The sequence below is a fragment of the Nocardiopsis sp. iso_40 genome, assembly GCF_056173285.1.
In genome coordinates this window covers 5,461,586-5,474,485 of sequence record NZ_CM149666.1, presented here as the reverse complement: position 1 = coordinate 5,474,485, position 12,900 = coordinate 5,461,586, and the positions used below count along the sequence as shown (strand labels likewise).

At 68.2% G+C, this 12,900-nt stretch carries 12 protein-coding genes and 1 tRNA gene; 7 read left to right on the top strand and 6 right to left on the bottom strand.

Going from position 1 to position 12,900, the window contains the following annotated elements; genetic code table 11:
• Positions 1-55 precede the first annotated feature (55 nt).
• Positions 56-131: transfer RNA gene (locus AC0VYD_RS23855), tRNA-Thr, on the top strand.
• A gap of 65 nt (positions 132-196) precedes the next feature.
• Here the strand turns inward: AC0VYD_RS23855 and AC0VYD_RS23850 are convergent.
• From AC0VYD_RS23850 to AC0VYD_RS23825, 6 genes are all read right to left on the bottom strand, one after another.
• Positions 197-1,354, bottom strand: coding sequence for a tyrosine-type recombinase/integrase (locus tag AC0VYD_RS23850; RefSeq protein ID WP_475477558.1), 1,158 nt, complete (start codon positions 1,352-1,354; stop codon positions 197-199).
• A 73-nt stretch (positions 1,355-1,427) separates the two neighbouring features.
• Entirely contained in the window at positions 1,428-1,628 is a 201-nt protein-coding gene (locus tag AC0VYD_RS23845; protein ID WP_475477557.1) for a hypothetical protein, read from the bottom strand.
• Positions 1,629-1,716: 88 nt separating this feature from the next.
• The gene (locus AC0VYD_RS23840) at positions 1,717-1,965 is read right to left on the bottom strand and encodes a hypothetical protein (protein WP_475477556.1); all 249 of its coding nucleotides are present in this window, start codon (positions 1,963-1,965) and stop codon (positions 1,717-1,719) included.
• Between the two features lie 136 nt (positions 1,966-2,101).
• The gene (locus AC0VYD_RS23835) at positions 2,102-3,559 is read right to left on the bottom strand and encodes a DUF3631 domain-containing protein (RefSeq protein ID WP_475477555.1); all 1,458 of its coding nucleotides are present in this window, start codon (positions 3,557-3,559) and stop codon (positions 2,102-2,104) included.
• Positions 3,559-3,936 (bottom strand): hypothetical protein, encoded by a 378-nt coding sequence (locus AC0VYD_RS23830; protein ID WP_475477554.1) that lies wholly within the window; start codon positions 3,934-3,936, stop codon positions 3,559-3,561. Before AC0VYD_RS23830 ends, AC0VYD_RS23835 begins: the two co-directional genes overlap by 1 nt.
• A 40-nt stretch (positions 3,937-3,976) precedes the next feature.
• Positions 3,977-4,363, bottom strand: a complete 387-nt coding sequence (locus tag AC0VYD_RS23825) for a hypothetical protein (RefSeq protein WP_475477553.1) — start codon at positions 4,361-4,363, stop codon at positions 3,977-3,979.
• Between the two features lie 217 nt (positions 4,364-4,580).
• Here AC0VYD_RS23825 and AC0VYD_RS23820 point away from each other — a divergent pair, with 217 nt between their 5' ends.
• The 6 genes from AC0VYD_RS23820 to AC0VYD_RS23795 all read left to right on the top strand — a co-directional run bounded on the left by AC0VYD_RS23820 (position 4,581) and on the right by AC0VYD_RS23795 (position 12,855).
• The gene (locus AC0VYD_RS23820) at positions 4,581-5,423 is read left to right on the top strand and encodes a GntR family transcriptional regulator (protein WP_475477552.1); all 843 of its coding nucleotides are present in this window, start codon (positions 4,581-4,583) and stop codon (positions 5,421-5,423) included.
• Positions 5,420-6,115, top strand: a complete 696-nt coding sequence (locus AC0VYD_RS23815) for an HAD family hydrolase (RefSeq protein WP_475477551.1) — start codon at positions 5,420-5,422, stop codon at positions 6,113-6,115. Before AC0VYD_RS23820 ends, AC0VYD_RS23815 begins: the two co-directional genes overlap by 4 nt.
• Positions 6,116-6,542: 427 nt before the next feature.
• Positions 6,543-7,229: a hypothetical protein gene (locus tag AC0VYD_RS23810; protein ID WP_475477550.1), complete on the top strand. Its 687-nt coding sequence runs from the start codon at positions 6,543-6,545 to the stop codon at positions 7,227-7,229.
• Positions 7,230-7,670: 441 nt separating this feature from the next.
• Positions 7,671-9,314, top strand: coding sequence for a right-handed parallel beta-helix repeat-containing protein (locus AC0VYD_RS23805; protein ID WP_475477549.1), 1,644 nt, complete (start codon positions 7,671-7,673; stop codon positions 9,312-9,314).
• 212 nt (positions 9,315-9,526) lie between these two features.
• Positions 9,527-12,106 (top strand): right-handed parallel beta-helix repeat-containing protein, encoded by a 2,580-nt coding sequence (locus AC0VYD_RS23800; protein WP_475477548.1) that lies wholly within the window; start codon positions 9,527-9,529, stop codon positions 12,104-12,106.
• Complete coding sequence (locus tag AC0VYD_RS23795) at positions 12,043-12,855, top strand: P-loop NTPase family protein (RefSeq protein WP_475477547.1); 813 nt, start codon at positions 12,043-12,045, stop codon at positions 12,853-12,855. Before AC0VYD_RS23800 ends, AC0VYD_RS23795 begins: the two co-directional genes overlap by 64 nt.
• The last annotated feature ends 45 nt before the right edge of the window (positions 12,856-12,900 follow it).

The following is a 12,900-nucleotide window of genomic DNA, read 5'->3' as shown; positions in this document are numbered from 1 at the left end:
TCGGCGAAGGCGTTAGACTGGTTCCTGCTTCGCCACGCGCACCGCGTGGTGATGTGCCGCCTTAGCTCAGTCGGTAGAGCGATTCACTCGTAATGAATAGGTCATCGGTTCGATTCCGATAGGCGGCTCCAGCGAAAACGCCACCCCGGACCGGGGTGGCGTTTTCGCGTTGGGGGCCAAAAAGGGGGCCAGCGGCCTACTCGGCGAACAGGTTGCCCATGACCTCAGCCCCCTCAGTGATCACCGGGCGCAGCTCCTTCCGGTAGACCAGTTCGGTCGTGCTCGTGCTGCTGTGACCGACCAGGCGCGCGATGTCCTCCAGGTGCACACCTTCGGCGGACATCAGCGACACGAAGCTGTGGCGCAGCTCCCGGGGCGTCCAGGAGCCCTCCACCTTGGCGGCCCGCACGATGGACTGGAAGTCCCTACGCACGTTGTTCACGTCCAGCTTCTCGCCGCTCCGCGTGCGGAACACGAGGTCGGTGTCCGGCCAGCGGGGCCCGGCCGCCTGCCGTTCGGTCTCCTGTGCCTTTCTATGCGCCCGGAGCGCGGTCACCACCGGGGCGGGGAGGGCGAGCGTCCGGCGGCTCTTCCGTGTCTTGGTGTCCCCGCCCTTGCGAACGGAGCGCCAGACCGCCACGTGCGGTGGCGTGCCCTTGGGCGGGTCCAGGTGGACGTGCGACCAGGTGAGTTCCCGCGCTTCCTCGGTGCGCACGCCGGTCAGCAGCGACAACACCAGGTAGGTGTGCAGTCGCCGCCCCTGGGAAGCCGTCAGGACAGCCTTCGCCTGGTCGAGGTTGAGCGCCTTACTGGGGCGCCCTACGCGGCCTTCGGGCAGATCCACCAGATCAGCGACGTTGCGAAGCACCTTGTTGCGGCGTTGCGCGTGAGCAATCGACCGACGCAGCAGGTCAAGGCACTGCTTAAGGGATGACGTGGCCAGACGTTCGGCCAGTTCGTCCAGCCAGTCGTCCACGTCATCGGCGGTCAGCTTCCTCAACTTCGCCTTGCCCAGTTGGGGGATGACGTTGTTCGCGGCCAGCGACCGGTACTTGATCACGGTCCCCTCGCTACGGCCCTTCAGCCCGCGCTTGAGCCAGTCGTTCACGGTGTCGGCCACCGTGTACCCGGGAGAAGGCCGGATGCCGGTCTCGTGCTCCTGCCGGAGCTCTTGCAGGGCCTCGCGGACCTCCTCCTTGGTCTGCCCGTACACCTTCGGGCGACGCCGCTTCCCCGAGGGCGTGTAGCCCAGGGAGATCTCCCCCCGGTAGCACCCCTTGGTCTTGTCCCAGTAGACCGTGCCCTGCCCAGAGTGGCCCTTGGGCTTCTTCGGCTTGGGTTCCTTGCTCCCCATGTGCTGTCTGCTCTCCTGTTCTGGTTCAGAGGGTGGGGTGGCCGCTCCCGTTCGGGAGCGGCCAGGGGAGGTGTCAGGCGGCGTTGGCCTCGGTCGTGAGCAGGTCGATGTAGGCGTCGATGGCGTGGGCGGTTACGCGCCGGTTCTTGCCGGTGCCCACGGTGGCGATTCGGCCGGTGCGGATCTCGGCGAACAGGCGGGTGCGTCCCATCGACAGCACGTGCGCGGCCTCGGTGAGGGTGAACAGTCGCTTGGGCAGGTCCTGAACGGTCATGATGGGTGGTGCTCCTTTCGAAGGGGTGCGGCCTCGGGGGTTAGCTGGCAGGCGGTCCCGGGGCCGTCTTGCGTGCGGTTCTTCTTGTTCAGTTGAAGAGCGCGCTCAGGCGGGCGTAGAGGATCGTGGCGGTGTCGTCGCCGTCCACTCCCCGGTCGAGCGCGGCCTCTTCCAAAGCGCCGGTGATCTGGTCCTCGGTGAGGTGGCCGCACAGCAGCAGCGGCGCCAGGGTGGTGGCGGCTTCGCGTAGGGCCTGTTCGGGGTCGGGGGCGGTCAGCACCAGCAAGGTCTGGGTGGCCAGGACCTGTCCGGGCGGGTGGGTGTGCTCGGTGTACACGGGGCTCCTTCGGTCCGGTCGCTCAGGGGTGTGCTCGCACGGGCGCTCAGGGGCGCTCACACGGGTTGACCTGCGACCTCTCTGTCAGGTCCGGGGTTGGCCACTCCGTGTGAGCGGGTGCGCTCGCACGGAGTGCTCACACGGGCTGGTGTGAGCGCTCAGACGGGGCCACGTGGGCGCTCGCACGGCTGAACTGGGGTTGTGTCGGGGTGCGGCCCTGGGTGTGGCACGTGGTGCAGGTGCCCGGGTGAGCGGTGGCCTCGAAGCGCTGGAAGCTGGCACCGCACACCAGGCACGGCCCCCTCTCCACCGCGCGCGTGTCGGCTTGCGGGAAGTCCGCCACATCCGCCACAGCCGACACGGTCGGGTGTTGTGCCTGTTCAGTGAGGGTGGTGGGTGTGGCGGGTTCGTGGCGTGTGGCGGATACGGGTCCGCCACCCTGCCCCGGGGCGGGGGCAGCGGCGGGCAGGTAGCGCGCCCAAGCGTCGGCCAGATCAGCGGCGTGGTAGCCCTTGGGGGTGCCGGTGGGGGTGCGCACCGTGCGGGGCTTGATGGGCTCCCCTTCGGCGGTGGTGTAGGGCTTGAGCAGCCGCGCCAGACCCCGGGAGTCCAACCCCTTGCCCCCCAGTTCAGCCCAGGGAGCGTCATCGAGTTCGGCCAACTGCTCGATGATCACCCCGGAAGGAAGCTTGTCCTGCCCGGCCTGGGTGAAGACGGCGCGCAGGTCGGCCAGCAGCCGCACGCCCAACGACACCTTGGTGGGGTCGGTGGACCCGGCCACCAGCTCCACACACGCCGCGCGTGCCCGCTCGGGCCACTGGCCCCCGGCGGCGTCCGCGACGGCCAGCAGCGGTTCCCACACGTCGGCGGGGCGGTCGTTGACGCCTTCAGGCATCTCGGGGAAGGTCTCCCGCACGACGTCGGCCACGGTCTTGGCCCAGGAAGTCAGTCGCGCCCGCAGGGCGTGTCCTTCGGGCTCGTTCAGCCGTGCCCGGTAGGGGGCGACCTTCTCGTGCGGGGCGCGGCGCCTCATGCGGATGATGACTGAGCGGGTCAACACGGTGTCGGGCAGCTCCCCGAGTCCGCCCAGGGCGATAGCGGCGTAGCACTTGAACGCCACCACGGCTTGGGAGGAGCCATCCCCCACGCACCGGTAGGCCACCCCGGAGCGTCGGTGTCCGGCGTTGATCAGCCCGCGCAGGTCCTCGTTGTCCTTGGCCTTGGGGCCGAACACGGTGTCGATCTCATCGAAGAGGACGGTGGGTGCGTGCTCGGTGTCACCGATGGCGCGAAACAGCGCGGCCGGGGTGGCGTTGACGGCCAGCATGGGGTTGGGGACCAGGGTTTCGATGATCTCCAACGCCCGGGTCTTCCCACTACCGGGTTCGGGGGACAAGAACGCCAGGCGGGGTGTGGAGTCGAACCCGTCGAGCAGGTGGGCGTGGGCGGCCCACAGGGTGGTGGCCACGGCGGCGGCCTCGGAGGGAAAAGCCACGAAGCGGCGTAGGAACGCCTCGGCTTCGTCGAGGAGCTGCGCGCCTTCTTGGATGGTTCCCATGCCGGTGTCCCAGACGTTGGTGGTGGTCGCGGGCATCAGGTGTCCTCTCGCCCGTCGACCGCGCGCAGGTGTGGTGTCTGGTCGGCTTCGGCCGCTGCCTGGGGGTGGTCGTGGTGCAGGGCGTGGTTCCAGTCCCAGCACAGGGGACCCTGGAGTTCCTCGGCGTCCCCGGGGGCGGGGTGGCGGGCGTTCTTGACGCGGTCTCGTGCGGCCAGGACGTCGTTGCCCCAGGCCCAGGACTCAGCGGCCAGCACCACGGCCGCGATCTTGGCGGGGTGGGAGTCGGGCAGGTTGCACCACTCTTCGGACCCGTAGCGGGGCGGCGGTGCGGTGGGGGCGTTGCCGCGGCTGATGAGGCGACGGGCCCATTCACGGCGGTAGGAGCGCACACGGCGGTGTTCGGGGGTGTTCATGTCAGGTGGGTTCCTTCCTCGCTGGCCAGGGCTTGGGGACTCAGGCGTGGTCCAAGCTCGAGTCGGCGGGGAAGGCACCGTGTGCCCAGCAGGCCAGGGTCAGCCCGTCCGCGAACGGGGTCAGGTCCTGGCGGTGGGCGTTGGCGAAGTCGCGTGCTTGGGCGCGGGTGACCTGGACTCCGTGCATGGCGTCGCTGAAGGGGGCGGCCTTGTAGAGGGTGACCAGCTCGTGAGCGTCGGCTTCGACCAGACGGCCGGCGGGGGCGAAGGAGCGCAGGGCCCAGTCCAGTTCAGCGGAGAGTTCGCGGACCATCTGCCGCAGTTCCTCGGTCGGGGTGTTGGCCAGGAGGGTTTCCAGGTCGCGTCCCTGGTGGGGAAGCATGATCGGGGTGGTGGCGGGGGCTTGGGGGTTCGTGGTCTGGGGCATGATGGGGGTTCCTCCAGTTCGGGGCTTGCTTCGTTCTGGTGGTGCGCCCCGGCACGACCGCTCTCGCCAAAGAAACAGGTCGTGTCGGGGTTTCTGCGTCCGGATCAGTTCAGAACCGTTCACTTGCTTGGCCATCATTGCTAGCTTGGCTAGCCAAGTCAAGCCGTCCATGGAGTTTTTTCTAGGTTGCCTAGCCAACCTGCGGTAACGTGTTCGCATGGCACTCGATCCAGATGACCCGCGCCCGCCCTACGTCCAGGTCGCCAACTCCCTGCGAGCGGCGATCCTCACCCGGAAGTTCGAGCCCGGCGAGAAACTGCCCTCAGGTCCCCAACTGGCCAAGACCTACGGGGTCGCCCGCATGACGGTCCAGCAAGCCGTCCGCACCCTTCGCGAGGAAGGCCTGGTGGTGTCCCGCCAGGGGAGCGGTGTCTTTGTGCGCGAGCGAACCTCCCGCCCGGTCGGGCTGCGCCCTCACATCGAACGATGCTTCGAGGAAGACGCTGTCACCATCGACTTCGCAGGCTTCGGTGGCGAGACCCTTCACGGCGCGCTACAGGAGCCGCTGGACAAGGTCCGGCATGGGCGCCTGACTCCACAGCGCATCCACATCCGGTTGCTCGTGCCCGACACCACGCAGCCCATGACGGTCCCCCGAAGGATTGATCTGCCGGGAGACGACCCCGAAGCGCGAAAGCGAATGGCGCGCATCATGCAGCGGCACACTCAGAGCATCGAGGATGCTGTGCATGAGCTGGGAATGCTGGGGCTGGTCGAAAAAGCCACTGTCGAGACGCGCGTGCATGCCGTGATACCGCAGTTCAAGCTATACATCCTGAACAGCACTGAGACCTTCTTCGGCTACTATCCGGTGGCCCCCAACACTGTTCTGCTGGGCAAGGAGAAAGCCGAGATTTACGACCTTTTGGGAAGAGACACCGTCCTCTTTCACCAGGCTAAGGATGAAGATCCCGAGTCGACCGGCTCTCAGTACGTCGCGCAGTCTCAGATGTGGTTCGACAGTGTTTGGTCAACGATCGCGAAGGACCGAGACGAATGAGTCCCGAACAGGTCGGCCTCCTACGTGGGGCAGCAGCATTCCTCTTGGACTTCGACGGGCCCGTGTGTAGTGCCTTCGCTGGATATCCGGCACCTGAGGTCGCAAGAGACCTCTTGGATGACGGGGTCAAGGCAGGAACTCCAGCCACGTCTGAGATGAAGGCTGAGACCGATCCCATGAGGGTCCTTGAACTTCTCTACGAAGCCGGACCACGGAATCACGGGCGGGCGGAATCCTTCCTGACTTCCGCAGAGGTCCGCTCGGTACAGCAGTCGGTTCCCACCAGTGGTGCTGTCGAGTTCCTCGAAGCCGCTCGTGAGGTCGACACCCCTGTCGCTGTCGTCAGCAACAACTCCTCCGAAGCGGTACAGGCCTTCCTGGAAAACCAGAAGCTCGACGGGTTTGTGGTGTCTGTCGTCGGCCGTGACAAGACCTCTCCCCACCTCATGAAGCCGAACCCCTATTTGCTGGAGAAGGCTCTGGGAGGCCTGTCTGTGAGCCCAGAGCAGGCTTTGATGATTGGGGACTCAGTGACCGACATCGAGGTGTCGCAGGTGGTCGGGGTGGCGTCGGTGGGGTACGCGAACCGCCCTGGAAAGGCTCAGAGGTTCAGCGAACTCGGTGCTGACATCGTGGTGACCGACATGGCGGTTCTCGCCCGAGTGCTCTTGAGCCCCCCTCACCCTGGCTAGCCAGTGGGGGAGTGTGGCGGGCACGTATCCGCCACACGCCACGATGCTGCCACACAGAACACGCCGCTGGCCTGCGCGGTGTCGGCTGTGGCGGATGTGGCGGACTTCCCGGGGGCCGGTCACGTCCGGGCTGGAACGGGTCTGGACACCCCGGCGTGGTGTTACAGGTCAGCGGGTGTCCAAACCGGTTTGGACAGGGTGTGGACACCTGGTTTGGACAGGGTGTGGAACGGGTTTGGACACCCGGTTTGGACTCCGACAGAGGCGACGAGCGCCTTCGCGCGGACTCTTGGGCAGCCAACAGAACCGTCTGTACAGGCCAGGCGGTTGGTTTGGCCTGGCTGTCGAGTGCCGAAAAAGAACTTCTACAGGAGAATCTTCGGCGATTCATATTGGCAAGGGAGTGGAGCTGTGTCAAGCTATGCGAATGGATCAACGGCCACTCCTTGTTAATGGAAAATATCGACTGGCTCATGGTGAAGATGAAGCCGAATGGAAGCCTTTTGCTGACTCCTTGGGTCTGTCAACTTATGTTTGCAGATCATCCTATGTATGTGGGGTGATGCGTGAGCTAATCTCAGGCTCAGGGCTCGCGCTCAAGGAGGACAACCATCTCAGTGCACTCTCTGTCTCGTTGAGTGCCGCAGAGCTGCTTGGCCGGTGTGCAGGTGGTTGCAGGGGCCGGGGTAGGGCGACCGACCGTCTCCGTATTGGGCTTCGCTATCTAGAGAAAGGGATCGGGGAAGATTTTTTGGAGCTTCCTCATTCGGTGGAAAATTATGTGGGGCTGAGAAACTTTGTTGCGCATGGTGCGACAAATTTCCCGCAAGGGATGTACTTCACGACGAGGTCTACCACCGCCCTGTTGGAGCGTCTGTCGAGTTCTCTTAATTCAGTATGGGGGGATGCTGAATTTTTAGGAAAATTTGCGGAAGCAGAGATAAGTCCAATCGTGACAAAAGTTAATGGGGAGCGCGTGGTGTTGTTTGTCGATCAGGTGCAAATGCTGCTTAAGGGTGGCGCTAGGCCTGGTGACGCCATCCAAAATGAAGATTTCTGGCGCCAGAGCGATGGAATAGACAACAGCACCTCGGGTGCCTCGGGAGATCTCTAGATGAACTGACGAGGGCGCCTGGGAGCACAGGGACGGGGGCGTCGCCAGATGCCCGAGGACTGGCGAACTTGACGCTCTGCTAAGCCAATGCGGTTGGAAGCCCAGCGTTCACGGGCCGTCTGAGGGGGCCAAGTAGGTGGCCACCCGTGGCGAACTCTCGCGGACTCTTGGGAACCCTGAAGGACCGTATGTGCAGGTCAAGCGAGTGGTTCAGGCTGGTTGTTGAGTGCCGGAAAGGCCTCGTAATGAATAGGTCATCGGTTCGATTCCGATAGGCGGCTCAGCCACGTCAGGCCCGTCCGGTCCACCCGGGCGGGCCTGACGCGTTCCCGGGGTCCTCGCGGTTCCCGGTCCCGCGCATCCGGGGCGGGTACGCGCTCCCTGACGGGGGCTGGCGCTACGGTACGAAGCGCACACAGTCCCCGAACCGGGAGCCTCCGGATGTACACCGCCCGAGTCTCGAAGACCGACCCCCACGCGTTCCCCTCGTTCAGGTCAGTCCTCCGGGACGCCCGGTACGCCGGCACGGACCTGTACCTCCACGTGGAACCCGGCCGGTACACGGAGCACTACTTCCTGGAGATCTCCACCAGGGTCATGATCGTTCCGGTCGCCGGGCCCGGCACCGTGGAGATCTCCGTCTCGACGGCGGACAGCGTGTTCGTCGTGACCGGTGAGCGGGGCGCGCTGGAGCTCTACGGCATCCACGTCCGGGGCGCGCAGGACGCACCGGACTCCCCGACGATCCGCGCGGACCAGGGGACCCGGTTCAAGGCGGTCGACAGCGTGTTCACGTCTGGTGCCGAGGTGGAGGTCAGCGGGGACGGCACCGAGGTCGTCAACTGCCGGTTCGACGGCTGCGGGCTCTACTGGAAGCGGGGGACCGGTGGTTTCGTCCGCGACACCTTCTTCCGGGGGGCGTCCCTGTACTTCTGGCGGGCGGTCAACCCGACCGTCAGTTCGGTGCGGTTCAGCGACTACGACCGGGGCGGCCTTGTCGCCTACGAAACCAGTGTGATGGTGACCGACTGCGTCATGTCCGGCTTCGGGCGGGCTGACGGTGCGGCGGTCCTGGTGAAGGAGGGCAGCGACGCCCGGTTCACCGGCCTCTCGATCAGCGGCAGCCCCGGGCACGCGATCTCCGTTCTGGGAGAGGGCACCCGCGCGGCCTTCACCGGACTCGACCTGACCGGATGGGCTGATGAGGGCTACGGGGTCGGTGTCGGTCTGGGAGCCGAGGCCGCCTTCACCTCCTGCCGGATCGACGGCTCCGGCTCCAGCTCCGGTTCCAGGGCCGTGGTGGTGGCGAGGGGAACGCTCAACGCCGAGGACCTGACGGTCGAGAACGTCCGGTCGCACGGCGTCCACGTCCAGGAGGGCCGCTTCTTCGGCCGCAGGCTCGTCTTCGGGCAGCTGGGCGCGTCGGCGGTCTCGGGGGCCGGGAGCCGGTTCGAGCTGTCCGACGTCGAGTTCCGGGGCACGCTCCCCGGCCCTGACTCGCTCGGTGGCGGGTTCTTCATGAGCGACAGCCGCCTGGAGGCGGACGGGGTCAGGGCCGCGGACCTGAACGATGTGGCGGTGCTGAGCCGGGGCTCCCGGGCCACCCTCGCCTCGGTGACCGCCGAGCGCGTGAACATGGTGGTGTCGGCTCATCAGGACAGCACGGTGAGAGTGCACGGCGCGGAGGCCACCGGGACCCTGGGCCAGGCCTTCGGTGCCCGGACCGGTGCGGTCGTGGAGGTGGTGGACGCGCTCGTCTCCGGCACCGGACACCAGGCCGCGTACGCCGACGGTGCCTCCATCACCCTGACCTCGGTGACGGTGAGCGGTTCCACCGGGACCGGCGCCGCGGTTCTGGGGGACGGCGAGCTGACCCTGGAGGACACCGTGATCCGGGACGGGCGCAACGCCGGGCTCCGCGTGCTCGACGCCGGGAGCCGGGCGACGCTGGCCCGTTCCCGGGTCACCGGCAACGCGCGGGGCGGCGTCCGCGTGCACCCGGACGCCGTCGTCGGTACTCGGGACCTCCTTCTCCGGGACAACGGGGGCGAGGACTGGGCGTACCTCCCGGTGGAAGGGGACTGAGCGGGTCCCGGTGCGCGAACCGGGCGCCGGGGCCGGAGGACACCGAAGGGGTGTCACGACCGGGGACGAGTCGCCGCCCCGGGCAGGCTCTGACCGACCCTGGCCACAGGCGTGTGCGCTGTCCCGGATTCCCGGCGGACGAGGTGGATACGGTACATAGCGCAGACCCTCCGGCGCGGCGCCGGGGCCGCTACCCCCTTGGGAGCCGATGGATGATCACAGTCCGCGTCTCGAAGACAGACCCCGCCGCCAGCCCCTCCCTCGGGCAGGCGATCCGGGAACACCGTTATCCGGGGGCGGACCTGCGCCTGTGCGTGGAGCCCGGTGAGTACGTGGAGTCGCAGGTCATCGGGGTGCAGCGGCGTGTGGTCGTGGTGCCGGCCGAGGAAGCCGGGTCGGTGGCGGTCGTGGCGGCCGGCGAGACCAACGTGTTCAACGTGCACGCGGGAGGGGAGCTGGAGCTCCACGGCGTCTGGGTGCGCAGCTCCTCGAAGGAGTACCCGCCGGTGTACGTGCAGAAGGGCGCCCGGTTCAAGGCGGACGACTGCGTCTTCACCGCCTCCAGGAGGGTCAACGTGGTGGGCGCCCGCGCCGAGGTGGTCGGCTGCCGGTTCGAGGAGAGCGGACTGCTGTGGGACGGCAGCGAGGGCAGTGTGCGGGACTGCTACTTCGACGGGGCGGTGATCGCCGTCCAGGGCGACTGCTCGCCGCGGATCAGCGGGACGGTCTTCACCGGTGCCCACGAGGACTGGCACACCCTCTACGTCGCCAGCGCCTCCCCGGAGTTCACCGACTGCGCCCTGGTCGACGGGGGCGGCGTCTACGTCCGGGACCGGGCGCGGCCGGAGTTCACGGACCTGCGGATCATCGGGTCCTACGACTGGCCGGTCCGGGTCTACGAGCGCTCCAGGGCGACCTTCACCCGCATGGTGGTGGAGGGCTCCCGCAAGGAGGACACCGATGCCTTCTTCGTCCACGGTGACTCCGAGAGCACGTTGAACGACTGCGAGATCACCGACGCCACCCGCACCGGGGTGGCGATCGAGGGCGGCAGGCTCACCGCCAGGGGGCTGACCCTGCAGGGCATCGCCGCCGACGCCGTGTTCGTCGACGGTGGCGAGGCGGAGATCACCGACCTCCGGTGTACGCGGATCGGTAAGGCCGCCCTGCTGGTCGCGGACGGGGCCAGGGCCGCCGTCGCGGGGATGTCCGTCTCGCAGAGCAGCGAGGAGGAGCGCGGCGCGATCGCCTCGGTCCGCTCCCGGTTCGAGGTGAGCGACCTCAGGGTCAGCCGCTGGCACGGACCGATGGCCATCGTGCTGGGCGGCCGGGGGTTCTTCGAGGACATCGTCGGCCACGACGTGGGATCGGGGATCCACAGCCGTGAGGACGCCACGATCACGGTGCGGGGCATGGTGCTGCGCGACGCCCGGGAGGACGGCCTGAACATCCTCGACGGCACCGAGATCCAACTCCACCAGGCCGATCTGTCCGACTGCGGCGAGGACGCGGTCTACGTCCAGGGCGGGCACGTCACGATCCGCTCCTCCACCCTGTGCGGGAGCGGGGAGCGCGGTGTCCGGGTGGGCGAGGGCGGGGTCGCCGCCCTGGAGGACACCGCGGTCCGGGACTGTCGGGGCGACGGCCTCATGGTGGAGGACGGCGGTCGGCTGCGCCTGGTGCGGTGCACCGTCTCCGGCAACGACGAGGAGGGCCTGTGGGCGGCCGACAACGCGTCGGTGTACCTGGAGGACAGCACTTTCAGCGGTAACCGGGGCGGGGACGGCGACCGGGTCACCGCCCGGAACGCGGGTTCGGCCGAACCCCAGGGTGGCGGTGCCGCGGCTGCGGACGCCGGCGACGGGGCCCTGCGGGCCCGGGCCCGTCCCCTGGAGGCGCTGCTGGCCGAGCTGGAGGGGTTGACCGGGCTGGACGGGGTGAAGAAGGAGATCCGTTCCCTGGTCAACTTCCAGCAGGTGAGCGCGAAACGGGTCGAGGCGGGCCTGCCCGCGCTCAACGTCAGCCGCCACCTGGTGTTCTCGGGGCCGTCCGGGGCGGGGAAGAGCACGGTGGCACGGCTGTACGGGGAGATCCTGCGTTCTCTGGGGCTGCTTCGCAAGGGCCAGTTCCTGGAGGCGTCACGGGCGGACCTGGTGGCTGGGCACCAGGGCGGAACGGCACGCAGAACCGCGGACCTGGTGGAGCGGGCCCGGGGCGGTGTGCTGTTCGTGGCCGGGGCGGATGAGCTGGTGGCGGGGTCCGACGGCGGGAGGGCCTGCGGGCAGGAGGCCGTCGACACCCTCGTCAGGCTGATGGGGGACCTGCGGGGTGAGGTCGTGGTCGTCCTCGCGGGCGGCTCCGGCCGGATGCGCTCCTTCCTCGAGGAGAACCCGGGGCTGCGGTCACGGGTGGCGCGCATGATCGAGTTCGGACACTACTCCCCGGAGGAACTCAGCGGGCTCTTCGAGGGGGTGGCCGGGGAACAGGGCTACCTCCTCGGCGAGGGGGTGCACGAGCTCCTGGTCCGGCACTTCGCGGGGCAGCGGCGCGACGAGGCCTTCGGTAACGCCCGGGAGGTGCGGAGGATGTTCGAGGAGGTGCGCCGGGCCCAGACCGACCGGATCGTGACGGGCGCGTACCAGACGGTGGAGGACCTCACCCGGGTCCTGCCGGCCGACCTGGAGGGTGAGGTGGCGGCGGGAACCGGGGGCGGGCCGGCGGTTCCCGGGTGGCTGCCCTGTTGGCGGACCTGGACGGCATGGTGGGTCTGGTGGAGGCCAAACGTGAGTTGAGGGCGGTCGTGGACCTGTTGTCGGCGGCCCCTCGGCGTGCGCCGGAGCCGTCGCCGCACCTGGTGTTCTCGGGGCCGTCCGGGACCGGTAAGACCACGGTGGCCCGGATCTACGGGAAGCTGTTGGCCGCCCTGGGGGTGCTGGGCCGGGGGCACGTGGTGGAGGCGGCCCCGGAGGACCTGGCCGCGGTTCCGGCGCTCCGGGGGAGGGCGGTGCCGCGGCCACGGGCGTTGTTCGAGCGGGCACGCGGCGGGGTGCTGTTCGTGACCGGGGCCCGGGGGTTCGACGGGGGGCCCACCGGGGGACCGGGGGGCGAGCCGGGCGCGGCCGAGACCCTCGTCGGGCTGATGGAGGAGTACCGCGACGAGGTCGTGGTGATCGTGTCGGGTCGCCCCCGGGACGCGGCGGGGCTGTTGGCGGATGATCCGGGGCTGGCCGCACGGTTCTCCCGCACCGTGGATTTCGCCCCCTACAGCCGAGGGGAACTGGTGGAGATCTTCGTGGGGATGGCTGAGGACGCTGACTTCCTGGTGCCGGGGGAGACCCGCGAGAGGTTGTCGGTGCTGTTCGGCGCGGACGCCGGACCCTTCTCGGAGGGCAACGGGCACGGGGTGCGCTCCCTGTTCGAGGCGGGTGCGACCCGGCAGGCACGGCGGATCGAGGCGGCGGCCCTGGCGGGGGAGGGCCTCGACGTGTCGGAGCTCCAGACCCTGCTGCCCGAGGATCTTCCGGCGGGAGGTCCCGAGTAGGCCGCCCTTGGCGGAATGATTACTCTGCGTGTATCGGTGTTGCGC